Below are 25,511 nucleotides of genomic sequence, written 5' to 3' on the forward strand. Positions count from 1 at the left end.
GCTGACGCAAAACTGTCTCAACTATCTGTAAAGCTAGTTTTGACTTGCTGAGTTAATTGGCTGCTCACAACCTGGGGAACTGTTAGCTGAATCTGTGAGTAAGCGAACTTTAATCTCATCGTAAAATTCCTCTTGAGATAGCTCTACTTTGGATTGAGCCGAGAGTAGTAATAGCGCCCAGAAAACGCTAACTAGATGACTGTGTTCAGACTCGTGTCCAGACCCATTTTGAGATGATTGCCTCCTCTGAGTCCACAATTCGACGAGTTGTTCTAAATTCAACCAATTTTGTTCTAAACATAGTTCTTTTGCGGATAATTTCAACACCTGCTCTAGTTCTTTTGCCACTTCTGTCAGATTTTCTTGGTGAGCCAACTCTAGAGCCTGCCGCAGACTTTGAATGCTAGGCTGACGCTTGGGACGTACAGGTTTGCTGGTTTTCTCTACGAGTTTGAGCTGGTTCGCCATAATCTGTAATTGCTCAATTAACTCTTGTAGAGTTACCCGGCGTTTTGGCGGTGGCATTGCTGCTGGACGACGACGCAATTGTCGTTCTAATGGTAGCCGAGGGCCATGGTGGAATGCACCATCTTCATCTGCCAACAAAGCATCATCTAATACACCATCCTGTGCATCTTCTACTGTTGACAATTGCATTAAAGTATTAGCTTTGAACAATACCAGCATTGATGCTGATAAAAAGGCTTGCCCAGATTGAGATAAGTCTGTTTCATAGCCTTTCCTTATTGCCTCTGGTGCCATCAGTTCTAAGTAACGGTCAATCACCTCAATCACTTGCACATCCCAAGGGTCAATTTCCCCCTGCTGGGCTTGATGAATCAGGAGTGTAATTGTTTCTAACAGCTCGGAAGCTTCCATCAGCAGGTACTAAGTTAATTAAATGGGGCATGGGGCATGGGGCATGGGGCATAGGGCACTTGTACTGAGCTTGTCCTGAGCGTAGTCGTTGGCGCAGCCTCTCGTAGAGAAGGGCGCAGCCGTTGGCGCAGCCTCTCGTAGATAAGTATGGGGCATTAGATATGGGGAGATGGGGAGACAAGGGGAAGGGGACAAGGAGGACAAGGGAAGGGGCAATTTTTCTCTCTTGTTTTTTTATTGCCCCATAGAGAATAATTAAAAACGCCACCAAGTTCTTTGAGCATAACTAATAATCCCGATCGCGATCGCCCCCAGTAATAGTAGCCAAATAATTCCACCCGGAATAAAAGTCAGAATACCAAAGCCTCGGAGTATCCAAACCGCGAAACTGATACCAAGAAGGATTCCGAAAATCTGAATTAATCTACGATTTAAAGATGATTGACTCACTTCAGTTTTCCTCTCAACTCAACAGACATTAGACTTAGTATTGATATTCAAGTATGAAGATACGGTAAAGTTTCACTTTAATCAGAAATAATACGCAAAAATTCGCAGATGTTAATTACTAAAAGTCCATAAAGTAGACACAGTGATTACCGTGAAAACTTCTAGAATAACTCTTGGCACTTGATATTAGTTGGTGTTTGTGCCATTTTAGCTGTTAAAAAGTTGATTTTTTATTTATGAGTATTGCTTTGATAAATTTTTACTTAAGTGTTGATTGTGTTAATTGTGTTCAGAAATACAGTTTTCCCAGTAAAGTAACTGAAATAATTATCGAAAAATGAGTATTTCCGGAAAGAACAATTACTAAACTGGAACTAAAATTGAGTGGGTTAGAGTTGAATCAAGTTTTGATAGCTTGTAGTTTCAACATTTTTAGGTGGATGAGTTGAGGAGTTACTGAAATCATTATGTCTGCGTCTCATATTTTAAGCTCAATTATTGCAGGTTCAGATATGGCTTGGAGTCAAGACAAGCAAAGTTTACTGGTACAGGGCGAAATTTTAGTAGAAACCCGATCGCATAAGGCGTGGGGTGGCGCTGTCACAGCTTGGATGTATTTGCCGATGGTGCGATCGCAAGTCTGGCAGCAATTAACTGATTACCCACGCTGGGTACAATATTTTCCCGATATTACCAAAAGCGAAGTAATACATAGAGGCGAAGCCAAGCGCCTGTACCAAGCAGCACAAAAAGCCTTTCTGTTTTTCACGGCTCAAGTGGAAATTTACCTCAATGTTGTAGAAGTACTGGGGCAACAAATCCAATTTCGTATGGAAAAAGGAACTTTTGAGGATTTTGACGCTCATTTAGAACTCAAAGACTGCGGTAATGGCACTTTACTCGCTTATACTGTGCAAGCTACACCTAATATCCCGATTCCATCAATTTTCATTCAACAAGCAATGAACTTTGAATTACCAGCGAATATGCGTAAGATGCGACAAGTACTTTGTAAAGGTCAGTAGGTATAACAGGCAATAGGCAATAGCCAAAGAAAGTCTTTTGGTATTACAGTTTGACGGTAAGCTTATGTCCGAAACTACGCTTCAACCGACATCCTAAAAAAATATTTCATAAAAAAACGCAAAGAAGCTTTAGCCTAACTTTGCGTTTTTGCAATGTACACTTTTTGAGAATCCAAAATCCGATCAACTGCTAAAGATCTCAACTGGTAAACGGCTAAAGGAAAGACGCTCATTTTGCACATCGACAAAAATGGTGTCACCGTCGTTGAATTCGCCACGCAAGATGGCTTTGGCAATTTGCGTTTCTAACTCGCGCTGAATCGCTCGTTTCAATGGACGCGCCCCAAACACTGGGTCATACCCTACTTCTGCTAAAAAGTCAAGAGCAGCATCGGAGAGTTTGAGAGAAATCTTGCGATCGCCCAGTCTTTGCCGTAATCTTTCTACCTGCAATTTTACAATTTGACGTAACTCCTGCTTGTTCAAACCGTGGAAAATGATGATTTCATCAATCCGGTTCAGGAATTCTGGACGGAAGCTATTTCGCATCGCCTCCATCACCCGACGGCGCATTTCGTCATAGTGGGCATTATCGCCAGCAATATCGAGAATATACTGAGAACCGATGTTGCTGGTCATGATGATAATAGCGTTCTTGAAGTCCACGGTATGACCTTGGGCATCGGTAACGCGACCATCATCGAGAATTTGCAAGAAGATATTGAATACATCGGGGTGCGCTTTTTCGATTTCGTCGAAGAGAATCACCGCATAAGGACGACGACGGATTGCTTCAGTTAATTGTCCGCCTTCTTCATAACCTACGTATCCTGGGGGTGCACCGATAAGTCTTGATACGGCGTGTTTTTCCATATATTCCGACATATCGATTCTTACTAGCGCCTCTTCAGTGTCGAACATGTAAGCCGCCAAGGCCTTCGCCAATTCAGTTTTACCGACACCTGTGGGCCCCAGGAAAATAAAACTAGCAATGGGACGATTTGGATCGGCTAATCCAGCACGCGATCGCTGAATTGCATCGGCTACAGCTGTGACTGCTTCTTCTTGTCCAATCACGCGACGGTGCAATTCATCTTCTAAATGCAGCAGTTTTTCTTTTTCTGATTCCACCAACTTGCTAATGGGAATTCCTGTCCATTTAGAAATCACTTCGGCAATATCACCTTCGGTTACTTCTTCACGTAACAGAGATTTTCCAGTTTTTTGGGCGTTTGCTAATTCGCTTTCTGCTGCTTCTAATTTGCGATGCAAATCTGTTAATTTACCATACTTCAATTCAGCAGCCCGGTTGAGGTCGTAATCGCGTTCTGCTTGCTGAATCTCCAAATTCACCCGTTCAATTTCTTTTTTAACGGACTGAATTTTGTTAATGATATCTTTTTCAGATTGCCATTGAGCATTGAGAGTACTTTGTTCTTCTTTGAGGTCAGCAATTTCTTTTTCTAGTCTTTCAAGACGTTCGCGGGAAGCTGCATCACTTTCTTTTTGTAGTGATAGCTTCTCCATTTCCAATTGCAGAATCTTGCGGTCAATTTCGTCGAGTTCTTCTGGTTTAGAGGTAATCTCCATTTTTAACCTAGCGGCGGCTTCATCTACTAAGTCAATGGCTTTATCTGGTAAGAAGCGATCGCTAATATAACGACTCGATAATATGGCCGCTGCAACTAAAGCACTATCGGAAATCTTCACCCCGTGGTGGTTTTCATAGCGTTCTCTCAAACCGCGCAAAATCGAAATTGCGTCTTCGACACTCGGCTGATCGACATAAACTTGTTGAAAACGTCTTTCCAGTGCCGCATCTTTTTCGATATATTTGCGATATTCATCCAAAGTTGTCGCCCCAATACAGCGCAATTCGCCCCGCGCCAACATTGGTTTTAACAAGTTACCAGCATCCATCGCCCCTTGGGTAGCGCCAGCACCGACAACGGTGTGAATTTCATCAATAAATAAAACAATATTACCGCCAGATTCGGTGACTTCTTTTAATACTGCTTTGAGACGTTCTTCAAATTCACCCCGGAATTTTGCCCCGGCAATTAAAGCACCCATATCTAATGCAATTAACTTGCGGTCTTTCAGGGATTGAGGGACATCACCGGCAACAATGCGCTGTGCTAATCCTTCGGCGATCGCAGTTTTACCAACACCTGGTTCGCCGATTAATACTGGGTTATTTTTTGTACGGCGAGAGAGAATTTGTACAGTCCGACGAATTTCATCATCTCGTCCAATCACTGGATCTAGTTGACCTTTTCGGGCTGCTTCTGTGAGGTCACGCCCATATTTTTCCAGTGCTTCGTATTTGCCTTCTGGATTTTGGTCGGTCACTTTTTGGCTCCCACGAATTTGTTTAATAATATTTTTTAGTTTGCTTTCATTTAAAGCGAATTCTTGAAATAAAGCTTTGCCAAAGCGGTCATCTTTAGCATAAGCCAGCAATAAATGTTCAATTGAAATATATTCGTCTTGAAATTCCTGGCGATATCCGTTGGCGCGGTCTAGGAGTGTATCTAAACTGCGTCCCAAGTACACGGAGGTGCTGCTACCAGAGACTTTCGGCTGACGTTGGATAAATTGCTCGGTGCGATCGCGGAGTTTTTGCAAGTTAACACTGGCTTTTGTTAAGACACTGCTAGTTAGCCCATCTTGTTCTAGCAGTGCTTTCATCAAATGTTCGCTTTCAATCTGCTGTTGTTGATATTGTTTAACAATATCCGGCGTATGGGCGATCGCTTCCCAGGCTTTTTCCGTAAATTGGTTAGGATCGGTAGGTTGCATAAGCTATTCGATAAACCACTTGAGGGCACAAGGCATACAGAGCAATATTCTCTGATAAAAACATTGTAAAAATAGGTAAGCAGCTAGTTGGATCGGTCATCACGTCTTCCTAGAGTAGTAGTATTACCGCCTTTGATGGTTTTTTGTCTTCTGTTGCTTGGCAAGTTAAGAATTCTTTTCCTTGCCCCCCTTATCTCCTCCGCCCCTTTGCCCTCCCTGTCCCCAGACAGAGTTACCATAATTCCAGGTCGCCTAGTGGACGCTGAAAATGATTGACCCCTACGACTTTGAGGATGATAACTTTGACTTTGAGGATGAGGATTTATTTGAAACAAAACCCATCAGCAAGATGACTGAAGGAGAAAAGCTACAGCGATTTAAGCATTTCTTCGACAGCAGTAGCCGTGCTATGTTGCAAGACTGCCTATTTCGCATCATTGATCGCGAAGATGGTTTCGGTACTTTGGAAATTCTTTGCCCTAATGAAGTTGTAAGGCAACGCCTTTCTAAAAAAAAGCGCAAAATTACCAACAATATCAACACCTGTTGGAGTCATATCAGATGGTTTTCCCTATGTATACAGCAAGATGGTGAATTGGATTGTCAAAAGTTTACCCGCAACGGTAATTTAGTAACGCGTTAAGTAAAGCCAGTGGAAAGATTAGGAAAATGGGGCAGAGGCGTACAAGGGAAGTTGCAATGAGTCTTTCCCCTCTACCCTCTATCACCTTGGCTCCCCATGCCCAATGCCCCATGCCCAATGCCCAATGCCCAATGCCCAATGCCCAATGCCAATGACTAAAAAACAAAAATTTCCTTATTTACTCGGTTCTAAGTGGACAGCACAACAAAAAGTTGATGGATGGAGACACTTCCAAGTTGTCAACCGTAAAAATCAGGGTAAGTGGGTATACGCTGAAATGGTGGCTGCTTGCGATCCTAAAGTTCGTTTCTGGATAAATGCCAAATTATTACAAGATAACTCCCAGTGGCAAGCGGGGTGGCAAACATTACAGCAAATCGAGGAACTAGAAGATGATGTGTCTTGATTGCCTCAAATAGATAAACTCAAATGAATCTCAAGTAATATATCCCTTTAGTTACTTGACATTTGGCCTAGTATTTTGATTTGACATTAACAATCAAATTTAGGCGATCGCACACCAAATTTCAAGTTGGTGAAGCATACAAATTAAGTCCAATAACCAGGAATAAAGCCCAATTTAATCTGAATTATGACTTGGAGAATTCTGCTGTAAATTTTACATTAAAGTTTCTGGATCGACACCAAAGGCTTTTAACCTTTGTGCCAAAATTTCTGCCCGTTGTTCTTCAAAAACTGCGCGTTCTTCCAGTTCCTGGATGCGTTCTTCTGGTGTCAGCAATCTCTGTCCTTCTTGGTCATACCAATATAACCACTCCCGCGCTATACCTTGATAAATTCCTTGTTCTCGCCCAATTCCTAAACCAATTTCTGGTAACCAAACGGGATTTCCCGACATGAGAAGATATTCTCCTTCAACCAAGTGATAGACTTCCAAGCTCGGTTTTTTTCGCCGCAGGGGATTGTATATAACGTAGTATAAAATTCCTAATTCTTTGGCATAGAATTGCTGCTTGGTGCTATATTCTCCTCGATGGATTTGGGAAACAACTTCTAGTACCAAAATTGGCAACTTTTTTTCTTCCCACAATACATAACTCAGGCGGAAGTCTAATCCTTGGGAGAAGGCTCTGCCTACATCAATGAAACGTTGTACTCCTAAGCTGAGAAAACCATCGGGGACAATAGCTGCTTTATCTGGGTGATAATAAATACCCATATTAACGCCAAAGAACCAATCCCAGCGATCGCACCAAGCTAAAGCCAGTATCGTTTTCAGCAAACCAGGAATTGAATTTTGTAGTTCATTATCCACAGCAGTATCATCTGAGTCTAGTAGTTCTTCGGAAGAAGGCAAGCAGTGGAGCAGATTGTAGTTTAACATGAGCTATTTTGCTACATCTGATTTTAAATTGTAGAAAATCTGTTGATGTGCGATCGTATATCTGGAGATAGGGCATGGGGAGATGAGGGAGATGAATTAATAACCAATGCCCAATGTCTAAAAAAAGGCAGGTACAAAACCCGCCCTCAAAGCAATATTAATTGAAATTAGCGATCGCTATCTAATTAGCAATTTCCGGCGCACTCAAAGAAACTTTTGGTGCTTCTGGTTTTTGTTGCGCTAATGTCGGCACTGAATTACGCAGTCTTGCGGTCAATTGTACAGTTGTAGAGTCGTACATTTGAGTGAGCAATTTTGGATAGAAACCAATACCAATAATTGGCACTAACAAACAAGCAATGATAAATACTTCACGGGGTTCGGCATCTATCAAAGCTTGATGAGAAACTAATTCTTCGTTTTCTTGACCGTAGAAAATTTCTCGCAACATCGACAGCAGATAAATCGGAGTTAAAATCACCCCAACTGCCATCAAGAAAACTACAATAACTTTGAAGGTAGAGCTATAAGCATCGCTAGTAGCAAAGCCAACAAATACCATTAATTCTGCTACAAAACCGCTCATTCCTGGTAATGCCAAAGATGCCATTGAACAGGTGGTGAACATAGCGAAAATTTTCTGCATTCTCTTACCGACACCGCCCATTTCATCTAACATCAGGGTGTGTGTTCGGTCATAAGTTGCACCTACGAGGAAGAACAAACTCGCCCCAATTAACCCGTGGGAAACCATTTGCAATACTGCTCCACTTAAACCCAAATCGGTAAAGGAAGCAATCCCAATGGTAACAAAGCCCATGTGAGAAATTGAGGAGTAGGCAATTTTTCGCTTCAGGTTGCGCTGGGCAAAGGATGTTAGGGCGGCGTAGATGATATTTACTACCCCCAAAACCACCAACACAGGTGCAAAATAAGCGTGGGCGTCAGGCAACATTTGGGCATTCATCCGAATCAGAGCGTAACCGCCCATTTTCAGGAGAATACCTGCTAGTAGCATGTGTACAGGGGCTGTAGCTTCACCGTGGGCATCCGGTAGCCAGGTGTGCAGGGGAATAATCGGTAGCTTAACGGCGTAGGCAATTAGGAAGCCAGCGTAAACCAAAAGTTGGAAATTGAGGGCGTAGTCTTTTAGTCCAAGCGATCGCATGTCAAAAGTGACTGTATCGCCATAAAATGCCATTGTCAAAGCACCGACCAAAATAAACAGCGAACCGCCAGCGGTGTACAAAATAAACTTGGTCGCTGCATATTGCCGCTTTTTGCCTCCCCAAATTGCCAGCAGCAGGTAAACCGGAATCAACTCCAATTCCCATACCAGGAAAAACAGCAGCATATCCTGGACGGCGAAGACGGCAATTTGACCGCCATACATCGCCAACAGCAAAAAGTAAAATAGCTTCGGCTTGAAGGTCACAGGCCAAGCTGCTAGAGTCGCTAGGGTGGTAATGAATCCAGTCAAAATAATCAGAGGCATGGACAAGCCATCAGCCCCTACTGACCAATTCAAATCGAGCTGTGGTACCCAGGGGTAACTCTCCACCAACTGCAAATCTGGATTGGAGAAATCGTACCCAGTATAAAAAGCGTAAACAATCAGTGCAAAATCTATCAGCCCGATAACCAGGGAGTACCAGCGCACTGTTTTGCCATCTTTATCTGGGATGATGGGAATCAGTAGTGACGCCGCTATCGGAAACAGAATAATCGTCGTCAGCCAGGGGAAATTAGCTGTATTCATCGCAATTCGTCTGCTATCAAAATCATGTTTGGCAAAAAGTCACTAGTTATTAACTAACAGCTTTTTGGAGATTTGGTCTTGCTCGTTAGGTTGATTTAATTAAATTCCCAATCCCCGATTTTTCTCTTGGGAGTCTTTTTTGACACTTGGAGATGCGGAATGTGGGTAGGATACTCCGAGTCAAGTCAAAAATTTACCCAAAAAAAGCCGCTAAACTAGGGTTTTAAAGATGCGATCGCCTAGTCTAACCCAGGGGTCGCTAAAAATACACTATGTTGTTTGGTGGTTGTCGAAAAAGCGATTTGGTGCAATAAAGCATGATATGAGAAACAACCCTATGATAATGGCACAAATTGAAAATCAGATTCGTTATGTCACAAACGTGGATTAAGAAACAACAGACGTACTCATCCCTATAAAACTTTGGCAACAGCTTATCAGTTCTATAAATTCTGATAATACCAGTGGTTTAACTTGGCTTTAACGCACTGTTACCCTGCTTCATCGCTAAGCATCTTAATAATATGTTTGGCAAGTTGCTCGTTGATTTCTCTATGTCTGGGAACGGCTTGAGAAATTTTTGTTATTGGATTTTGATACCAATCATGTTTGCCACCATGACGAATGAAGATACAACCCATTTCTTCAAGCTTACTGATTAAGTCTCTTCGTTTCATGAGACTTCAAGTTCTGCAACTCTGCGAATATTTTGGATAGTTCCACTTGTTAATTCACTATAAATATCGAGTAGATTTTCTCTTAGCTCATCTTCTGTTTCACCCTGAGTCCAATAATCAGGATATTCTTCGAGATAACCTAACCACATATCATCATCTTGCCAGTAAATGTATTTCTTCTTGATCATTCGCCTATTCGCTGCCTTTTTCTGAACTAGGGAAATTTAACCTACTGATGCTTAGATCCTCTATTGTTAGATTACCTCATCGATCTTAAATGACGATTAAATTCTTTAAACCAACTTTTTTGTCAAGTGGCCTTGGGGCATGTAGCTTGCTTCTTCAAAGGAGTACTGAAATAATCTAAAATCTGCACGGTTAAGTCAAAAATTTACCCGAAAAAAGCTGCTAGGCTAGACTTTTAGGGATGCGATCGCCTAGTCCAACCCAGGAGTCGCTAAAAGTACACAATGCTGTTTGCTGGTTGTCGAAAAAAGCGATTTGGTGCAAAAAAGCATGACAGGAGAAACAACAATAATGATAATGGCACAAATTGAAAATCAGATTCGTTATGTCATTAACGCAGATGGAGAAACAACAGACGTACTCATCCCTATAGAACTTTGGCAACAGCTTATCAGTTCTATAAATTCTGATAACGCTAGTGGTTTAGCTTGGATTGATGAACAAGAGCCAAAAGCACAAATACTAGCCGATTTGCAAGAGTCTGTGCAACAACCAGCAGCAGGACAAACTTCCCCCGTTTCAGACTTTTGGGACTACAGTAGGCGATTTGATTGAGTTTTTTTTAGTAAAATAAACTACATATCTAATAATCTCCTATTCTGCTCTATTATTAACAGCTAACTCTGCTTTTTCTAAAACCTTTTCCGTAACTGCATCACTTAAATAATATTCACCGAAGTTATCACAAATTTCTGATGGAAATTTTTTTAATAGAATAATACATTCATCTCTTTCTAACCAGTTATTGCCCAAAATCATCCTTGGGTGATAGTAAAAACTGTAGTTATTACCCAATCTCACACTGTCGCCCGTTTTGCTAACCGCCAAGATGCAGACGACCATTTAAGATTTTTGCGTCGAACTATTCCCAATGGAGGTTTTGATATTATGTTTGAACCGCCAGATAATGTAAAAAAAGACTTGAATATTTAACAAAATTTAGGGGGTTTAAATCCCCTACTATTAATTTCTGAATTCTATTCTCGACTAATCCAGTACAGAGGCTTACGTTTGTGATGTGCTATGGCTAGAATCCGAATTAAATCATCATCAACAACACGGTATAGGAGTGAATAAGGAAATTTAGGCAAAATCAGCCGACGAACAAATCCTTGAACCACTACACCAGCAGCAGGGTAACGCATAAGGAGATTGACTGCATTTTCTACTTCTGTTAGGAAATCTAGCCCAAGCCCCTGATTTTTTTCTTCATAATAATTTGTGGCATCAACCAGTTCTTGCTCTGCCGATGGATGAAATACAATTCTTATCATTGTAAAGATGCACGAACTCGTCGAAATACTTCTTCAGCGGCAATACCAGTAATTTGATTTGTGTTCATAGCTTCATCACGCTTCTTAGCTTCTTCTGCCCAAATAGCTGCGATTTCTTGATCTATTTCACTTTCTTGACCCAATCGTTCAAGTAATCGTGCCAATAAAATTACTTGAGCATCTTTTGGAAGTGCAAGAACTTCGGCTTCCAGTTGTTCAAGAGTCATAGTGGTTCTCTAATAAAGTAGTTATTATTTTACTGGAAATAAACATCATAAGACTTCTTGTTAATTCTAAACAATTCAGATATTGAATTACTGAACTATTAGTCAAAAAAAAGGAGTCTAATTTAGACTCTCAAAGTTGAAAAACTTAAGGGCGGACAACCGCCCACCCCTATGAAAATCAAGTCACACCAAAAACGATCGCTAAACCCAAAACAGCCCCAAACACAATTAAGGCATAGAATTGAGCGCGACCGTTTTCTAAATATTTCAAACCTTCGCCGCTGACAAGGGTGAAGAAGCCTGTGAGGTTAACTGCACCATCGACAACGCGGAAGTCAACTTCCATAACTTGTCTGGCTACGCGACGCAAGCCGAGGACAAAAACGCGGTGGTAAATGTCATCAAAGTACCACTTATTGAGGGATAACTCGTAAAGTGGTTTGATTTTAGCTGCGATCGCCGCCGGGTCAATTTTACCCCGCAAGTACATTAACACAGCCAAGGTAATGCCCACCACAGAAATTGCCACTGAAGCACCCGCCATAATATAAAACTCTGTCGGGTCGAACTCGGCAGTTTTTTCTAGAACTTCTGAGAGGGTTTCGCTTGGTGGAAAGATAAACTCCTCGAAGTAATTGGCAAAGGGAGTTCCTAGCAAACCAATCAAAATCGAAGGTATTGCCAAAATTGCTAATGGCAGAGTCATTGTCCACGGCGATTCGTGGGGAGAATCGCTGTGATGTCCGTGGGAATCATGGGAGTGATGGTGGTCGCCAGTTGCGGCCAATTCTCCTTTTTTCATTGCCCCAGGGCCATAATTCGGGACTGGTTCTTCTGACTCTAACTCTAGGACGATTGTCGCCGCCTTCTTGAGCTTTTCCTTGATTTTCTCGTCAGTTCCCCGGAATTTGCCTTCAAATGTCATGAAATACATTCTGAACATGTAGAAAGCAGTAATACCGGCGGTTACCCAGCCAATTAACCAGAGGAATGGGTTAGCTTGAAAAGCTTGTCCCAGAATTTCATCTTTTGACCAGAAACCAGCGAAGGGGGGGATACCAGAAATTGCCAAGCAACCAATTAAAAAGGTAGTTGCTGTGACTGGCATATACTTCCGCAGTCCGCCCATCATCCGCATATCTTGGGCTAAAGCTGGGTCGTGACCGACGACACCTTCCATACCGTGAATTACTGAACCTGAACCCAAGAACAGCATCGCTTTGAAATAGGCGTGGGTCATCAGGTGGAATAGTCCAGCACTGTAGGAACCTATTCCCATTGCCATCACCATGTAACCGAGTTGGGAAATGGTGGAATAAGCCAAGCCTTTTTTGATGTCGTTTTGGGTAATGGCGATGCTTGCCCCCAAAAACGCCGTAAATGCCCCAGTAAAGGCAATAACGGTCATTGCTGCTGGAACATGTTCAAATACTGGGTACATCCGGGCTACGAGGAAAACACCCGCTGCCACCATTGTTGCCGCGTGAATTAAGGCAGAAATGGGGGTGGGGCCTTCCATTGCATCTGGTAGCCAGACGTGCAGAGGGAATTGGGCAGATTTGGCTACTGGGCCCAGAAAAACTAAAATCGCAAACAGGACAGCGAGAAAATTGCTGATAGAACCTGTTTCTACGAGTTGGGCGAGGCGATCGCCCATAATATTAAAATCAAAGCTTCCTGTTGCCCAGAACAGCCCTAAAATCCCCAACAAAAGACCAAAGTCGCCCACGCGGTTGGTTACAAATGCTTTTTGTGCGGCATCTGCGGCTGACTTGCGATCGTACCAAAAGCCGACCAGCAAGTAGGAACACATCCCGACAAGTTCCCAGAATATATAAATCTGTACTAGGTTGGGGCTAAGCACCAAACCTAACATTGAAGAGCCAAACAAACTGAGATAAGCATAAAACCTCACGTAACCGGGATCGTGAGCCATGTAGCCATCGGTATAAACCATGACTAATAAGGCTACTGTTGTCACAATCACCAGCATTAGGGCTGTCAGGTGGTCAACAGTGTAGCCCATGCTCAGGTGAAAATTGCCTGCCGCAGCCCACTCCAGGGTATGGGTATAAGTCGGATGTCCTTGAACTTGACTCCACAACAAGGCAAACGATAGCGCCATAGCAGCTCCCATTAGGGAGATAATTACTACAGCGTTCAACTGCCGCAGGCCGTTTGTCACCTGATTCAACGATATTAACCCTAGACCGACCAGCATTGCCCCGAAAAGAGGTAATACCGGAATCAGCCAGGCATACTGATAGATTACTTCCATCACTGACGCCTACTTTTAGAATTCTTGACTAGCGTGTCGGAACTGTTAACAATTGTGACACACACCCTTTAGGATAAAATAACCCACCCAAGGCTTATTGGGTGGGGTATTAAGCATGGTTTTAGATTTGGGCATGGGGCATTGGGCATAGGGCATTGGGCATAGGGTATGGGGCGGCATTTGTCTGTTGTGCTTTTTCTGCCCTCTGTGCCCCTTTGCCTCTAATCTCCCCATTCGCCTCAAGCTGACCAATACTCTAAGTCGGCCGTTTTAGAACCCTTGTAGATTTTAGGGCAACTGGTGTAGCTGACTTTGATGTCTTCTAACGCCAGACGTAAATCTTCTCGGCCGCGAAAACCTTCTAAGCGGTGTCGAATGCTGCCATTTTCAATCAAAAGTAAAGTCGGCAGTGACTTGAGCCTATAAGCTGTAGACAATTTAAAATTTTGATCTGCATTAACCACCACCAATTTAATTTCCTCCCCGCATTGGGCTTGAAATTGCAATAAAAGTGGGTGGATAATCCGACATAACCCACACCAAGGGGCTTCAAAATTAACTAAAACAGGAATTGGAGATTCTAAAACTTCTTGAGTAAATGTCCGCTCACTAACCGACAACACCATGACGCCTCTTGGATTATAGGGTTTTATATCAAACTAGCTATTTGCAATGAATTCAGTAGTGCTGGATTTCGAGTCCTGAGGAGCCACTGCGGTCATTTGGCCTCCAAATGTGGAGTCAGTGGCGTTGCTGAGTGGAATTCCATACTAAATTGTTTTTGTTTACGACTCAAGTGGGGGCTGGGGACTACTTGCCAAGTAATAAATAATATTGTGATTTTTTTAACACAGTATTTAATATTCATTGCTTGGCACAGGTTCGCTGAAAGATTATCAAGCCGATAAATTGCGTTGGCAAAGTTCAACCTAGACATTGCTGCTTTGAGGACACAAATTCCAAGACACAGAGTGATTTACATATAACTTAGCGGGTTTATGTGTCTGCGATGGAAAAGCTAGCACAACTTTTAAGGTGGCTTTTTTGGATATTCAATTTCCCATTGCCTTTGCTGTTTGGGAATTGAGACTCAATTGGGTATTTACTCCCCAGATTGGCAACTGGCCAACACCTACCGATATCAAATTTCAATTTGACTGAATGTACCCCCACTGAATAAATGTTTGAATTTATCGTACATTGATTCGGGGGCAATTGATAAGCTGAAATTTTCATCGACTTTGAATTTTATGTTGACACTGGGGATCGATTAAAATTCCCATTTTATCGTACCAGTTGCTTCCAGCAATAGAGGGTGCGACCACCAAAGCAAAGCCACAAAAATCGCAACTCCTAAATAGGCAGGGCGGAGAAATTCCTGCCATTTGATAGATTGACGGCCGTCAAGAATTGCTTTAAAGGGAATAATTGAAGTTCGCTGTTTGGCCATTTCAAAGGCTGACCCATAGCGCAAGCCCAAACGGCGATCGCCATGCCAAACCCCGAACAAGTGATGCAATACTAAGCCAATGGAGGTCACAAGGGTAAAGGTAGTACCGAGCCAGAGAGTGTGGGCCATACACCAAATTATTTGTCCTACCATCTGGGGGTGACGAGTAACCCGAATAATTCCTGTTTCATAAAGATGAACTTCAGGCTTTTGAATAGCTGCAATTTCTAGTAGATTGAAGGTAGCAGGATACAAAAACAAAAACGAGATTGCTGACAGCAGCCAAACAAGTTCTCGCACTCCCGGTACACCCTGTACCTGCCAAAGTTGCAAACCATCATAGCGATGGCGAAAAAAGTAAATAATTAAGATCGTAGCCAATGGTAGGCTGACTAATGCAAAAATAATACGATAAAGCCTCGGCCCAATGTATTTTTCTGCCCAAGGGCGCAAAGCAGCGCCTCCACTGTGAGCGATCGCAAAAACTATTTCTAACCCCAGTATGACAAAATGACTGGGTGTCAACCAAGAAATCGGCATCATAATACACGGGTGAAGTAATTTAAAGAAAACTGAATTCAGTACAACCAATACCACAAAGTATTCAAAAGGGGACTTTAGTCAACATGTTGTGCTACTGTCTTTTTCGAGTCAAGCCGTCAAGTTTAAGATGCAACAAATCACGCCCAGCCAATTGCTGGTAAAGGTGAAAAGTTGCTCCCATCCGCTCCTTTCAAAGTTTGTGGGTTGAGCCTTATGTCTGACCTTCCTTTCACTTTAGATCAGTTACGTATTCTCAAAGCGATCGCTGTAGAAGGGAGCTTCAAGCGCGCTGCTGATAGTCTTTATGTCTCCCAACCTGCCGTCAGTTTGCAAGTGCAAAATCTCGAACGGCAGCTCGATGTCCCTTTATTTGACCGTGGAGGACGACGCGCCCAGTTAACCGAAGCTGGGCATTTACTCTTAAGCTACGGCGAAAAAATCCTCAGTCTGTGTCAGGAAACCTGCCGCGCCATTGAAGATTTGCAAAATCTCCAAGGCGGTACTTTAATTGTCGGTGCTTCTCAAACCACTGGCACTTATCTTTTGCCCAGAATGATTGGTATGTTCCGCCAAAGATATCCAGATGTAGCAGTGCAATTGCACGTCCACTCTACTCGACGGACTGCTTGGAGTGTCGCTAACGGACAAGTCGATCTCGCCATTATCGGTGGTGAGATTCCCGGCGAACTAGCAGAATCGTTGGAAGTTATTCCTTACGCTGAAGATGAACTAGCGCTGATTTTACCCGTCTTTCATCCCCTAGCCAAACTTGAAAAAATCCAAAAAGAAGACCTATATAAATTACAATTCATTGCTTTAGATTCCCAATCAACAATCCGCAAAGTAATTGACCAAGTGTTAGCACGTTGTGAAATTGATACCAGGCGTTTTAAAGTTGAAATGGAACTCAATTCCATTGAAGCCATTAAAAATGCTGTGCAATCTGGTTTAGGAGCTGCATTTGTCTCCACTAGCGCCATCGCTAAGGAACTGCAAATGGGCGTTCTTCACTGTGCCAACATTGAAAACGTTGTTGTCAAACGAACGTTATGGCTGATTTTTAATCCCAACCGTTATAGATCCAAAGCGGCAGAAGCCTTTAGTCAAGAAATTCTGCCCCAGTTCGCTAACCCTGGATGGAACCAAGATGTGTTAACATTGACACAAAAAAACATAGTTCTAACTACATTGGATATAGCAACGCCCACCCCCCTCGGCGAAGACTAAAATCTGGTCATTAGTCCTTATCTTTACCTACAGGACGCTTGTCTGCCACACGCTGTGCGAAGGCGGAGCTTGCTTCGACCCAGAAGTACGAAAAGCCGCCCTTCCAGCGTCCATGTCCTTTGTTTTTTGTCAATGACCAAATAATTCGTAATTCGTAATTCGTAATTCGTAATTCGTAATCATTAACCCCAAGTGCTGTAGACAAGTTAGGGATTTGACATAAAGAAAAATTTTCCTGTTCTTGATAAAGAAATTTAGTTTCTCTGTAAGCTGAAATAGTTAGGAATTACGTTAGCGTAGCGGGGCGTAGCCCATTATCAATTACGAATTATTTTGACCAATGACTAATCACGAAAATGGAAGTTTATTGTACTCGCCCACGTTGCCCACGCCCACAAAACTATTTTGCCGATTTAGATGATATTACAACGCTAAAAACAACGCAGCAAAAGTACTGTATTAGTTGTGGTATGCCACTGTTGCTTGATGGTCGATATGTGACCATGAAATTGTTGGGAAGAGGTGGATTTGGAGCAGCATTTTTGGCACGCGATCGCCGAATTCCGGGAATGCGTCAATGCGTTGTGAAGCAGTTTCAACCAGCGGGAAATTTAACCTCAACTCAACTGCAACAAGCACAGCTAATGTTTGAGAGAGAGGCAGAAGTTTTAGCCCAGATAGGCAACGAACACGAGCAAATTCCTGATTTATTTGCCTTTTTTCCAGTGATACTTAATAGCTTGCAACCAGGACAGCAAGATCAATTTTTTTACTTAGTACAAGAATATATTGATGGGCAAAACTTAGAAGAAGAATTAACTCAACAGGGGCAGTTTTCTGAACAAAAAGTCTCAGAAGTATTGCAAGAAATTCTGAAGATACTTAAGTTTGTTCATGAGAGAGGCATTATCCACAGAGACATCAAACCTTCTAACATTATGCGTCGTCGTGATGGAAAACTCTTCTTGCTAGATTTTGGTGCAGTCAAGCAAGTAGCAAATGTAGCATCAGGCGCAGCGTCTTCCACAGGAATTTATTCTCTGGGATTTGCACCACCAGAACAAATGACTGGCGGCCAAGTATTTCCATCTACGGACTTATACGCCTTGGCTGTCACGGCCATTACCTTGTTGACAGATAAAGAAGCAACTCAACTTTTTGATGCCTATAGCAACCAATGGAAATGGCGGGGGCAAGTTAATGTCAGCCCCCGCCTTGCTGATGTTTTAGACAACATGCTTCTACCCGCTGCCAATCAACGCTTCCAATCAGCCCAAGAAGTCCTAGATGCGCTTAACTCACCGTCTTTAGCCTCAACACAAATTAATTCACCCTCTGTAACGCCCCAATCATCTCAAAGCCCTAGTCATCCTGTTCCCCAGACTCCAGTAACTCAACCGATGTTTTCGACATTGGAATTATTGGGTGGGGCAGCTTTTAGTGGATTTGAGGGTGCATTAATAGCGATCGCCCTCTTCAGTTTAGTAAAATCACCAATCATTACTTTAATTGTGGCATCCGTCATTTTGGGGTTGCTGATATTTGCCCAAACCAGGCGATGGATTGAAAAGTTTGATTTATTAATTATTCCGGCAATTACTTTTGCTATTATTTTTTTCCTACCCTTTTTACAAGGTGGTCTTGATATTCAGTCAGTAGTTCTTTTAGCAGTTGCAGCTAGTTTAGTCGCCATTTCCCTAACAGCTGTATTTCGACTTATTTATAAATTACTATCTCTCATACTTTAAAAAAGCTCTTGGTGCTAACACCTAACTTATGTCTCAGAAAAATGAAACGGTTACTCTTTTATTAGCCATTATCATCACCACTGGCTTAATTTTTGGTGGCTTATGGTTTTTTATGGAACGGTGGGCGCAATTAAATAAACCTATCGCGAATCAATCGGTAAATAACAATTCCAGAGATGTTATTCCTGTTCCTAATTCTACAGAAACTAACAATCGTAAATGTGACCTGCCAAACTTACCACAGGGGACATTTAATTACGGTGGAAGCACAACCTGGGCACCTATTCGTAAAGACGTAGACTCCGTATTGCCAAGCCTATGTCCTCAATTTAGTTTACGTTACACTCAACCGATTAATCAAAAGCCAGGATCTGGTACTGGTATTAAGATGTTAATAGCTAATCAATTAGCTTTTTCTCAATCTTCTCGTTCAGTTAAAGCCGAAGAAAATACAGAAGCTCAACAAAAAGGATTTAGTTTAAAAGAAATTCCAGTAGCGATTGATGGAATTGCGATCGCAGTTAATCAGAATCTGAATATTCCTGGTTTAACTGTCGCCCAACTCAAGGATATTTACACAGGTAAAATTACTAACTGGCAACAAGTGGGCGGAAAAAATTTACCAATTACAGTCTACTCCCGTAGCAAAGAAGCTGGCGGAACAGTGGAGTTTTTTGTGGAAAATGTTCTTAACAAAGATGATTTTGGTGTCAACATTAATTATATTGGCACTACTACTGAAGCGCTGCGAAAATTAGCTGCAACTCCCGGCGGAATCTACTATGGTTCTGCTCCAGAAATTGTACCCCAGTGCACGATTAAGTCGCTACCGATAGCACGCACAAGTAATCAATTTGTGGCTCCCTATCAAGAACCTTTCGTCTCTCCATCTGAGTGTCCTAATAAACGGAATCAATTAAATAGTCAGGCGTTTCGTAGTGGTGAATATCCCATTACTCGCAATTTATTTGTCATCGTTAAGCAGAATAATCAAACAGATCAACAAGCTGGAGAAGGTTATGCAAACTGGCTGCTGACATCTCAAGGTCAAGAACTCATTGAAAAGGCTGGATTTGTCAGAATAAAATAATCATTTTCAGGAGTCAGAATTCAGAATTCACTTACCCATGCCCTGTTTGGTCAATTAAACCTTAATTTTGGCAAATAAAGATTCGTATTCTTTGGTTGCTGAGGGAGATAAAGGAAGTAAAAATTCGCTTTTATCTAAAACTGAGGAATCACTTTGCAATAAATTTCTTAAAGGCTTCTGGATATCAGAAGCCGTAATATTTGTAGAAATTGGCGAATTACTTTTGGTTAGTAAAGAAATTTGCTCAGCAATGCTTGGTTGCCAACAAAAATCAATCCATTGTTCTGATAAATTATTTGTAGTAATACCTACGGGACTTACCCACAAATCTGCCCAAATTGCAGTTCCTGACTGGGGAATAACTGCTACAAGTTGCGGGTAGCGTCCTAGAATTGGTAGTATATCGCTTGACCAACCAACTGCTACCCAAGTATCACCCATAATTAGAGGTTCTAAGTAATTAATAGAACTGTAGAACTTCACTTGTTGGTTTAATATCTGTAATTCTTTTTCCAAGTCTGGCACTTGGTCGAGATTTTCTGTGTTGTAAGATTTTCCTAGTTTCTTTAAAGCCAAACCAATAACTTCTCGTGATTGATTGAGTAGGGAAATACGTCCCTTCAACCCATCGCGCCACAAATCACTCCAATCTGTAGGCGTCCATCCTAATTCTTGTAACTTGTCACGGTTATAAACAATCGCTGTAGTACCCCAGCGATAGGGCGCACCCCACACCTTTCCTTGAGCATCCAGGTTACCTTGGTCGTTGCGCGTTACCAGTTTTTTCCACTTTTCATCTAAACTAGACCATTGTTTTAGTTGGTTTCCTTGTAACTGTTGCAGTGGTTGAATCAATTTCTGCTCAATAGCTGCTTTTAGCCAATAATCTCCCAATGTTACTAAGTCAGCTGGAGGAGTTTTTTCAGCTTGGCTAAACGGTATAAAGCGTCTCCATCCCTGCTTATCAGTGGCTATTGGTTTCTGTTGCCAATTTTGTAATTGCTTAAATAAATCCTGTATCTGCTCCACAGGAGCAAACTTCAGTTCCACCTGCTGCTGCAAACCTTTGTGAAATTCATTAACTACCTGGCCTGGTATGGAGCCTTTTAATAACTGTACTTTTAATTGAGTCTGCTTGTTTCCACTACAGCCAAAAAGCAGTTGTGAAATCGTCAGTGTACTTGTGCCTAGCAAAAAAGACCGTCGATCCATTGATTTTGGATTTGAGATTTCTGATTATACCTATATTTAGCAGAGATTTACAGAGACTGGCTGTCTCAAAAGTAGAGTTCTAAAATTTTCAGCATTTTTTGTTGGTAATGTCGATAAATTTGAACATTTGACTCAAATTGCCTAGCTTTTATGCAAATAACTACGTCCAGATTAATCTTTCTCAATAATTTTCCTTAGTTGTACTTGTGCTAAATCTTTACTTAATATTTAGAAGTGATGATTTAAATGTCACATTGCCACAAAAAATATGAATACTTAAATAATTCATAAGTATAGTTAAGATTATCAGTAAATTGAATAACATATAAATTAATGTGCCGATGAGGGTATTGAATGGAGCCATTACAAAAGCAAATCCTGATTCTGAGCCAAAAACTGGATGCCCTCTGCCAAGTAATTGAGCAGCTTGACATTAAAGTCGCTCAAGCTTTTTCAGAGTGTTCCTTAGCGAATACACAAGCAAGGGACAATTATCAGGAAAATAGCGGTATTGGAGGGAACCAGTTAAGAGGACGTATCAGTTCAAGTCCAGAAATGGAACACAAGGATGTATTAACAGATGGCATTTATATAGATATGCATCGTCAGGGTGGAGATAATAACTTAACACCAGAAATTCAAATACAACGACTAACAGCGCAATTAACAGCAGCATACAATCGCATTGCTGCCTTGGAAGAGCAATTACTTAGAGAAAGAATTCATTAAAAGAGAAGTCATAATTCACCAATTGAGAATTCAGTAATGCTTGAAGTTGCGGGTTTATACCCACCAACTAGAAGCACCACGAAATTTAAAATTTGGTGTGGTGCTTCACAGTTGTATTCTTAGAACGAAGCAGGCTAGATTCACCAGCCGTACTCCAATTTAATTTCTTTTTATGACTGCTGAACCCTGAATTCTTTATTGCTAATTTAGTCAATATTGATGAGTTCAAAGATAAACCGGGACTTTATAAGTTTCCGGTTTTGTTATTAGTAATTGGCCAAGCTCAGTCGTTCGAGTTGGGCTTCGATGGCTGTTAAAAGTTGGTGTTGCTGCCAATCTTGACTCAGATGAGCAGCTATGCAAGCTGCTCCAGCACCCATGCCTTCTTTAACAAAGCCCTGCTCATAAGCTCTCAATTGGGGATAACGAGAATCAGTAAAGTTAAGAGCAGTTGCTAATAGAGGGGGAGTTGCTGAAATTTGAGTTGAACTGGCTTTACTTAAGCTTAGGGCTAAGTCAACAGTAGCGCCAGTAGAATCTTCTGCCACCCAGCGCGTTGTACCCACAACTACTTCTTCTGGTTGCCATGATAGAGCGTTAGCTTGAGCGATCGCACTCATTAGCGCATAAACCGCTAGCATTTGCGTTCCTCCAGCCAGCAGAACACCACACCTGCGACTAGCAGCGATCGCCATTCCAGCCACTACCACTTGCATGGGATCGCCGACTGCGGCAACAAGTTTTAAGGGATCAAATAAAGACACGGGGATGCGGGGATGGGGGGATGCGGGGAAATAACTCTCTGCGTCTTCCGAAGTTCTGTTCGCTGCAATCCAGCGCTCAGATTTCTCCCCGTGTCTCCGTGTCTCCGTGTCTTTGTGTCTCTTCATCCTTTGCAGCCCAGCTTGCACTAGTGCCCACTTTTGGGCATGGTTACAAACAGGATGGCTACTGTTGACTTTTCCAGCAGCTTCTATGCCTAAACCAGTTAAAATTGCCTGAGCAGTTGTAGTACCTCCAACGACGCACTCACCAATAATCAGATATCTTTGTTGGATATTGGCAGCAAGGCGTTCTCCCCAAAGTAATCCTTGTTCGAGCAAGTGGTGTACCGTTGTAATTTCCATTGCATTACCTCCACTTAAACACCTGGCAGGAGTGCCGGCCAAATCAATTACTGGCACAGCAGGAGTCTGGGGTAAGCCAGCATTAAACAAATGTACTGGTATTTTTAGTGACTCACAGACAGCACGAGAAATTAACACAGGCGAAGCGCCAGCCGCCAATGGTGGTAAGGGATATTGGGGTTTATGTTCCGGGCCATAGTACAAAAATTCGGCATCAGCACAAGCAGTGTATTTCCGATCCTCTGGAGTGCGACCAGCTGCTGAAATCCCTGGGATCAAAGCAGTTTCAGTAAATCCTAAAACACAGGCAAATACAGGTAGACAACCACGATACCGTCGCAGCCATTCCTCACCCTGTTGTTTTTTGGTATAAATGCGAATTTGGGAATTGGGCATGGGGCATGGGGCATGGGGAGATGGGGGAGATGAGGAGAATAATTAACTCCTACACTCAACATTCTTAATAACTACCCTTCATAATCCATAAGGACTTGCACCCAATGTGGTGGGCGGGGAATGGGGTTACCGAGGCGGTCGAAAAGCAACCATGCTGCTAGGTGTACAACAAAAAGGTAGATAAAGTTGTTGAGTATAATCAAAGCGATCGCGCCTATTTGAATCAAAAACACACTGGGAGTCGTCAATAAACTCAGCTTCAGAAATACCCACTCGATAAACTCACTCACCTGGGTAATGACATAAACCCAAAGGTCTTCACCTGATAAGACAGACAATAACCACAACCGAAAAAAGACTCCTAAAGTACCTAACAGCGTACCCAAGGTGATGGAAACCATCCAAGGAACACGACGACGATACCATGCCGCACCCAAAAGCACGCCCATAAACCCGTAAGGCATGACAAATAGCAAACTGCGGGCTGGGCCCATGAGTACCGTCAGCAATAATCCAGAAGTGAGTGCTGCCATCCATGCTGCTCGTCTGTCCCAACGGAGATAAACTAGAGCGATCGGTACTGGAAAAAATATCCGCAAAACTGGGCCTAAAGGAAAATAAAAATTAATAAACCAAATTAGGCTAGCAGTACTGGCTAAAAAAGCTGTTTCCACCATTCTCAACGGCGTATCAGCCTTGAGTTGAGGACGGGTTAACTCTTGTTTGTCTACCCAATGATTGCTAGGAGTTTGAGATTCCGGCGATGGTTCTTCCTCTGGCTCATCTGGTAGAGAATTTAAAATGCTCATATTTTGACAAGTTGTTAAACAATCATTCTTTCTAAGGCTGACATATCAGGAATACAGATAATATCTTGATCCCGTTTAATCAAGCCTCTTCTTTCCAGCCTTGTCAATACTCGTGTCACCGTTTCCCGTGCCAATCCGCTCAAACTACTCAATTCGCGATGAGGTAAATTTGGGATTTCGGTTCCGGTTTGCCCTTTTTTTCCCTGTCCTTCTGCCAAAAACAGCAATGTATCTGCCACCCGTGACTGACTATGAGATTCCCGCAAGCGTAATCGGCGATTCACTTGCTGTAAACGCTCTGCCATCAGTTTTGCTAATCTCAGTCCTGCCAAAGGTTCTATTTTTAGTAAATTGCTAAAATCTGAAGCAGGCATACTGCCAATTACCGTTGGCGTCAGGGTAATCACATCAGTAGTTCGGCGTTTTTCACTTAAAACCGCCATTTCACCAAACAATTCCTCTTTGCCAAGAATGTTCAGTGTTACCTCTTTCCCTTCTAAATTATAAGTACGAATTTTTACCCATCCTTCTCTGATAAAATATACAGCACCGCCCCAGTCATTTTCTAGTACGATCACTTGATTAGCTGGGTGAGTGCGGGTTACAAGATGGGTAAGGGCTGTTTCCACAACAGCATCTGGCAAACCCTGAAAAAATGAGGGCACATATCGGTCTTCCATCAGGACATTTTTATTCAAGCTGCTATATACACACGACATACAAGAGCATTTTTAAGCCTAAGCTATCAAAGCACAGCCACCTTTTAACAATAAAAATAACCCATAGTACACAAGAAAGTGAGAACAGGGGTTTTCTAAGCAATTTTTACCTATGGGTTTAGATAGGGCAAAAATTTTACAAAAACTAGTTAATAGCCTGCTTAAGTATTACTTAGGGGCTAACTGTACTGCAAACTTGATTACTCTTGATTACTTAAAAATATAGGCAAACAACATTCATCATACTCAAGCTAGTAAAGTACCTGCACTGATCTTAAGGTACAGTCTAGGTTTGCGGACTCATTCGCCATTGCCTGACTAAACCGATGTTTAATTTGGTCTAATACAGGGTCTGGAGGTCTTACGATTTTTATCTCCTCAAGGGAGAACACAGGCACAGCCGCCCATCTTTCATAGGCAGTTTAATTGTTTTGTGTACAACATCTCTTAGATTTACTGCTCTTGGCTACCAGCTAGATGTTTTTCCCGGATCTAGTGATGTGTCTGCGGCAAGTCTGACTATTTTGAAGTTAGCCTTTCTGTTCCATACAAGCGGGTAGGTCAACGACCATGTGTATTATATCAGACCAGACAAACGCTTCTAGAGATTTGTTCGTCTAGTGGCTGGTATTGTTCGTCTTGGTACGACCCAAGACGAACAATACCATTACTTATGTGACTCATAATTGATGAGGCAGGGTTAACAGAGGTTTCCTAACTTCTAGTGAATGCTGCCTCAATACTGACCGGCGCTGGTATGGTGTGAGTCTTCTTGCTGTTAAAGGTTAATTATTGCTCACATATTTTAGCGGTTTTGAGCAATCAAGCTAAGCTTGTTAAACAAACACTGACTGAA

General features: G+C 42.2%; 27 protein-coding genes. 10 read left to right on the forward strand and 17 right to left on the reverse strand.

Features of this window, described 5'->3' with window-relative positions:
• Positions 1–33 precede the first annotated feature (33 nt).
• Together H6H03_RS04455 and H6H03_RS04460 are read right to left on the reverse strand one after the other, a co-directional pair.
• Positions 34–879, reverse strand: coding sequence for a segregation/condensation protein A (locus tag H6H03_RS04455; RefSeq protein WP_190953940.1), 846 nt, complete (start codon positions 877–879; stop codon positions 34–36).
• 255 nt (positions 880–1,134) lie between these two features.
• Positions 1,135–1,329 (reverse strand): hypothetical protein, encoded by a 195-nt coding sequence (locus tag H6H03_RS04460; protein ID WP_096536363.1) that lies wholly within the window; start codon positions 1,327–1,329, stop codon positions 1,135–1,137.
• Positions 1,330–1,796: 467 nt separating this feature from the next.
• Here H6H03_RS04460 and H6H03_RS04465 point away from each other — a divergent pair, with 467 nt between their 5' ends.
• Entirely contained in the window at positions 1,797–2,354 is a 558-nt protein-coding gene (locus H6H03_RS04465) for an SRPBCC family protein (protein ID WP_190953941.1), read from the forward strand.
• A 183-nt stretch (positions 2,355–2,537) separates the two neighbouring features.
• Here H6H03_RS04465 and clpB read toward each other — a convergent pair whose 3' ends face one another.
• Positions 2,538–5,156 carry an ATP-dependent chaperone ClpB gene (gene clpB, locus H6H03_RS04470; RefSeq protein ID WP_190953942.1) on the reverse strand — a complete coding sequence of 873 codons (2,619 nt, stop codon included), beginning with the start codon at positions 5,154–5,156 and terminating at the stop codon, positions 2,538–2,540.
• A gap of 268 nt (positions 5,157–5,424) precedes the next feature.
• Here clpB and H6H03_RS04475 point away from each other — a divergent pair, with 268 nt between their 5' ends.
• The 3 genes from H6H03_RS04475 to H6H03_RS04480 are packed head-to-tail and all read left to right on the forward strand — an operon-like array spanning position 5,425 to position 6,205.
• Entirely contained in the window at positions 5,425–5,799 is a 375-nt protein-coding gene (locus tag H6H03_RS04475) for a hypothetical protein (protein WP_190953943.1), read from the forward strand.
• Positions 5,800–5,825: 26 nt separating this feature from the next.
• A complete protein-coding gene (locus tag H6H03_RS39745) occupies positions 5,826–5,954 on the forward strand; it encodes a histidine kinase (protein WP_199338740.1) in 129 nt (42 codons plus the stop codon).
• On the forward strand, positions 5,951–6,205 hold the full coding sequence (locus H6H03_RS04480) for a TIGR02450 family Trp-rich protein (RefSeq protein WP_190953944.1): 255 nt from the start codon (positions 5,951–5,953) through the stop codon (positions 6,203–6,205). Before H6H03_RS39745 ends, H6H03_RS04480 begins: the two co-directional genes overlap by 4 nt.
• Positions 6,206–6,418: 213 nt before the next feature.
• Here H6H03_RS04480 and H6H03_RS04485 read toward each other — a convergent pair whose 3' ends face one another.
• The 4 genes from H6H03_RS04485 to H6H03_RS04500 all read right to left on the reverse strand — a co-directional run bounded on the left by H6H03_RS04485 (position 6,419) and on the right by H6H03_RS04500 (position 9,768).
• Positions 6,419–7,144, reverse strand: coding sequence for a Uma2 family endonuclease (locus H6H03_RS04485; RefSeq protein WP_190953945.1), 726 nt, complete (start codon positions 7,142–7,144; stop codon positions 6,419–6,421).
• Positions 7,145–7,325: 181 nt separating this feature from the next.
• Complete coding sequence (ndhD1, locus tag H6H03_RS04490; protein WP_190953946.1) at positions 7,326–8,903, reverse strand: photosynthetic/respiratory NAD(P)H-quinone oxidoreductase subunit D1; 1,578 nt, start codon at positions 8,901–8,903, stop codon at positions 7,326–7,328.
• A 491-nt stretch (positions 8,904–9,394) separates the two neighbouring features.
• Positions 9,395–9,580 (reverse strand): type II toxin-antitoxin system HicA family toxin, encoded by a 186-nt coding sequence (locus tag H6H03_RS04495; protein ID WP_190953947.1) that lies wholly within the window; start codon positions 9,578–9,580, stop codon positions 9,395–9,397.
• Positions 9,577–9,768 carry a type II toxin-antitoxin system HicB family antitoxin gene (locus H6H03_RS04500; RefSeq protein WP_190953948.1) on the reverse strand — a complete coding sequence of 64 codons (192 nt, stop codon included), beginning with the start codon at positions 9,766–9,768 and terminating at the stop codon, positions 9,577–9,579. The genes H6H03_RS04495 and H6H03_RS04500 overlap by 4 nt, the downstream gene beginning before the upstream one ends.
• Before the next feature lie 328 nt (positions 9,769–10,096).
• Between H6H03_RS04500 and H6H03_RS04505 the strand changes: the two genes are divergently transcribed.
• Positions 10,097–10,381, forward strand: a complete 285-nt coding sequence (locus tag H6H03_RS04505) for a hypothetical protein (protein WP_242057724.1) — start codon at positions 10,097–10,099, stop codon at positions 10,379–10,381.
• Between the two features lie 39 nt (positions 10,382–10,420).
• On the opposite strand, the gene H6H03_RS04510 is transcribed toward H6H03_RS04505, so the two are convergent.
• Positions 10,421–10,579 carry a hypothetical protein gene (locus H6H03_RS04510; RefSeq protein WP_190954094.1) on the reverse strand — a complete coding sequence of 53 codons (159 nt, stop codon included), beginning with the start codon at positions 10,577–10,579 and terminating at the stop codon, positions 10,421–10,423.
• A gap of 12 nt (positions 10,580–10,591) precedes the next feature.
• Here H6H03_RS04510 and H6H03_RS04515 point away from each other — a divergent pair, with 12 nt between their 5' ends.
• On the forward strand, positions 10,592–10,759 hold the full coding sequence (locus H6H03_RS04515; protein WP_242057725.1) for a hypothetical protein: 168 nt from the start codon (positions 10,592–10,594) through the stop codon (positions 10,757–10,759).
• A 44-nt stretch (positions 10,760–10,803) separates the two neighbouring features.
• Here H6H03_RS04515 and H6H03_RS04520 read toward each other — a convergent pair whose 3' ends face one another.
• The 5 genes from H6H03_RS04520 to H6H03_RS04540 form a co-directional block, all read right to left on the reverse strand.
• Positions 10,804–11,100 (reverse strand): type II toxin-antitoxin system RelE/ParE family toxin, encoded by a 297-nt coding sequence (locus tag H6H03_RS04520; RefSeq protein WP_190953949.1) that lies wholly within the window; start codon positions 11,098–11,100, stop codon positions 10,804–10,806.
• On the reverse strand, positions 11,097–11,327 hold the full coding sequence (locus H6H03_RS04525) for an addiction module protein (RefSeq protein ID WP_190953950.1): 231 nt from the start codon (positions 11,325–11,327) through the stop codon (positions 11,097–11,099). The genes H6H03_RS04520 and H6H03_RS04525 overlap by 4 nt, the downstream gene beginning before the upstream one ends.
• A 178-nt stretch (positions 11,328–11,505) precedes the next feature.
• Complete coding sequence (locus H6H03_RS04530) at positions 11,506–13,605, reverse strand: NAD(P)H-quinone oxidoreductase subunit 5 (RefSeq protein ID WP_190954081.1); 2,100 nt, start codon at positions 13,603–13,605, stop codon at positions 11,506–11,508.
• 239 nt (positions 13,606–13,844) lie between these two features.
• Positions 13,845–14,231: a thioredoxin family protein gene (locus H6H03_RS04535; protein WP_190953951.1), complete on the reverse strand. Its 387-nt coding sequence runs from the start codon at positions 14,229–14,231 to the stop codon at positions 13,845–13,847.
• A gap of 644 nt (positions 14,232–14,875) precedes the next feature.
• On the reverse strand, positions 14,876–15,598 hold the full coding sequence (locus H6H03_RS04540; RefSeq protein WP_190953952.1) for an NnrU family protein: 723 nt from the start codon (positions 15,596–15,598) through the stop codon (positions 14,876–14,878).
• A 213-nt stretch (positions 15,599–15,811) separates the two neighbouring features.
• Between H6H03_RS04540 and H6H03_RS04545 the strand changes: the two genes are divergently transcribed.
• The 3 genes from H6H03_RS04545 (at position 15,812) to H6H03_RS04555 (ending at position 19,663) form a co-directional block, all read left to right on the forward strand.
• A complete protein-coding gene (locus H6H03_RS04545; RefSeq protein WP_190953953.1) occupies positions 15,812–16,825 on the forward strand; it encodes a LysR family transcriptional regulator in 1,014 nt (337 codons plus the stop codon).
• Positions 16,826–17,181: 356 nt separating this feature from the next.
• A complete protein-coding gene (locus H6H03_RS04550; protein ID WP_190953954.1) occupies positions 17,182–18,573 on the forward strand; it encodes a serine/threonine-protein kinase in 1,392 nt (463 codons plus the stop codon).
• Between the two features lie 28 nt (positions 18,574–18,601).
• A complete protein-coding gene (locus H6H03_RS04555) occupies positions 18,602–19,663 on the forward strand; it encodes a PstS family phosphate ABC transporter substrate-binding protein (RefSeq protein ID WP_190953955.1) in 1,062 nt (353 codons plus the stop codon).
• Positions 19,664–19,717: 54 nt separating this feature from the next.
• Here H6H03_RS04555 and H6H03_RS04560 read toward each other — a convergent pair whose 3' ends face one another.
• Positions 19,718–20,875 (reverse strand): extracellular solute-binding protein, encoded by a 1,158-nt coding sequence (locus H6H03_RS04560; RefSeq protein WP_190953956.1) that lies wholly within the window; start codon positions 20,873–20,875, stop codon positions 19,718–19,720.
• A gap of 354 nt (positions 20,876–21,229) precedes the next feature.
• Between H6H03_RS04560 and H6H03_RS04565 the strand changes: the two genes are divergently transcribed.
• Positions 21,230–21,604 (forward strand): hypothetical protein, encoded by a 375-nt coding sequence (locus tag H6H03_RS04565; RefSeq protein WP_190953957.1) that lies wholly within the window; start codon positions 21,230–21,232, stop codon positions 21,602–21,604.
• Positions 21,605–21,870: 266 nt separating this feature from the next.
• On the opposite strand, the gene H6H03_RS04570 is transcribed toward H6H03_RS04565, so the two are convergent.
• The 3 genes from H6H03_RS04570 to H6H03_RS04580 form a co-directional block, all read right to left on the reverse strand.
• A complete protein-coding gene (locus H6H03_RS04570) occupies positions 21,871–23,127 on the reverse strand; it encodes a nicotinate-nucleotide--dimethylbenzimidazole phosphoribosyltransferase (RefSeq protein ID WP_190953958.1) in 1,257 nt (418 codons plus the stop codon).
• Between the two features lie 71 nt (positions 23,128–23,198).
• Positions 23,199–23,936 (reverse strand): DUF2232 domain-containing protein, encoded by a 738-nt coding sequence (locus H6H03_RS04575; protein WP_190953959.1) that lies wholly within the window; start codon positions 23,934–23,936, stop codon positions 23,199–23,201.
• A 14-nt stretch (positions 23,937–23,950) separates the two neighbouring features.
• Positions 23,951–24,616, reverse strand: a complete 666-nt coding sequence (locus H6H03_RS04580; RefSeq protein WP_190953960.1) for a Crp/Fnr family transcriptional regulator — start codon at positions 24,614–24,616, stop codon at positions 23,951–23,953.
• Positions 24,617–25,511 lie beyond the last annotated feature (895 nt).

The sequence above is a fragment of the Nostoc paludosum FACHB-159 genome, from assembly GCF_014698835.1.
In the GTDB taxonomy this organism is placed as follows: Bacteria; Cyanobacteriota; Cyanobacteriia; order Cyanobacteriales; family Nostocaceae; genus Nostoc; species Nostoc paludosum.

What these genes read in the sequence shown, in the direction of transcription:
- ndhD1 (WP_190953946.1), bottom strand. Translation starts at nt 8,903, where the DNA reads ATGAATACAGCTAATTTCCCCTGGCTGACGACGATTATTCTGTTTCCG.
- H6H03_RS39745 (WP_199338740.1), top strand. Translation starts at nt 5,826, where the DNA reads ATGGGGCAGAGGCGTACAAGGGAAGTTGCAATGAGTCTTTCCCCTCTA.
- H6H03_RS04505 (WP_242057724.1), top strand. Translation starts at nt 10,097, where the DNA reads ATGACAGGAGAAACAACAATAATGATAATGGCACAAATTGAAAATCAG.
- H6H03_RS04575 (WP_190953959.1), bottom strand. Translation starts at nt 23,936, where the DNA reads ATGAGCATTTTAAATTCTCTACCAGATGAGCCAGAGGAAGAACCATCG.
- H6H03_RS04485 (WP_190953945.1), bottom strand. Translation starts at nt 7,144, where the DNA reads ATGTTAAACTACAATCTGCTCCACTGCTTGCCTTCTTCCGAAGAACTA.
- H6H03_RS04480 (WP_190953944.1), top strand. Translation starts at nt 5,951, where the DNA reads ATGACTAAAAAACAAAAATTTCCTTATTTACTCGGTTCTAAGTGGACA.
- H6H03_RS04455 (WP_190953940.1), bottom strand. Translation starts at nt 879, where the DNA reads ATGGAAGCTTCCGAGCTGTTAGAAACAATTACACTCCTGATTCATCAA.
- H6H03_RS04565 (WP_190953957.1), top strand. Translation starts at nt 21,230, where the DNA reads ATGGAGCCATTACAAAAGCAAATCCTGATTCTGAGCCAAAAACTGGAT.
- H6H03_RS04540 (WP_190953952.1), bottom strand. Translation starts at nt 15,598, where the DNA reads ATGATGCCGATTTCTTGGTTGACACCCAGTCATTTTGTCATACTGGGG.
- H6H03_RS04535 (WP_190953951.1), bottom strand. Translation starts at nt 14,231, where the DNA reads ATGGTGTTGTCGGTTAGTGAGCGGACATTTACTCAAGAAGTTTTAGAA.
- H6H03_RS04500 (WP_190953948.1), bottom strand. Translation starts at nt 9,768, where the DNA reads ATGATCAAGAAGAAATACATTTACTGGCAAGATGATGATATGTGGTTA.
- H6H03_RS04555 (WP_190953955.1), top strand. Translation starts at nt 18,602, where the DNA reads ATGTCTCAGAAAAATGAAACGGTTACTCTTTTATTAGCCATTATCATC.
- H6H03_RS04475 (WP_190953943.1), top strand. Translation starts at nt 5,425, where the DNA reads ATGATTGACCCCTACGACTTTGAGGATGATAACTTTGACTTTGAGGAT.
- H6H03_RS04465 (WP_190953941.1), top strand. Translation starts at nt 1,797, where the DNA reads ATGTCTGCGTCTCATATTTTAAGCTCAATTATTGCAGGTTCAGATATG.
- H6H03_RS04545 (WP_190953953.1), top strand. Translation starts at nt 15,812, where the DNA reads ATGTCTGACCTTCCTTTCACTTTAGATCAGTTACGTATTCTCAAAGCG.
- clpB (WP_190953942.1), bottom strand. Translation starts at nt 5,156, where the DNA reads ATGCAACCTACCGATCCTAACCAATTTACGGAAAAAGCCTGGGAAGCG.
- H6H03_RS04550 (WP_190953954.1), top strand. Translation starts at nt 17,182, where the DNA reads ATGGAAGTTTATTGTACTCGCCCACGTTGCCCACGCCCACAAAACTAT.
- H6H03_RS04560 (WP_190953956.1), bottom strand. Translation starts at nt 20,875, where the DNA reads ATGGATCGACGGTCTTTTTTGCTAGGCACAAGTACACTGACGATTTCA.
- H6H03_RS04530 (WP_190954081.1), bottom strand. Translation starts at nt 13,605, where the DNA reads ATGGAAGTAATCTATCAGTATGCCTGGCTGATTCCGGTATTACCTCTT.
- H6H03_RS04525 (WP_190953950.1), bottom strand. Translation starts at nt 11,327, where the DNA reads ATGACTCTTGAACAACTGGAAGCCGAAGTTCTTGCACTTCCAAAAGAT.
- H6H03_RS04580 (WP_190953960.1), bottom strand. Translation starts at nt 24,616, where the DNA reads ATGGAAGACCGATATGTGCCCTCATTTTTTCAGGGTTTGCCAGATGCT.
- H6H03_RS04520 (WP_190953949.1), bottom strand. Translation starts at nt 11,100, where the DNA reads ATGATAAGAATTGTATTTCATCCATCGGCAGAGCAAGAACTGGTTGAT.
- H6H03_RS04570 (WP_190953958.1), bottom strand. Translation starts at nt 23,127, where the DNA reads ATGCCCAATTCCCAAATTCGCATTTATACCAAAAAACAACAGGGTGAG.
- H6H03_RS04495 (WP_190953947.1), bottom strand. Translation starts at nt 9,580, where the DNA reads ATGAAACGAAGAGACTTAATCAGTAAGCTTGAAGAAATGGGTTGTATC.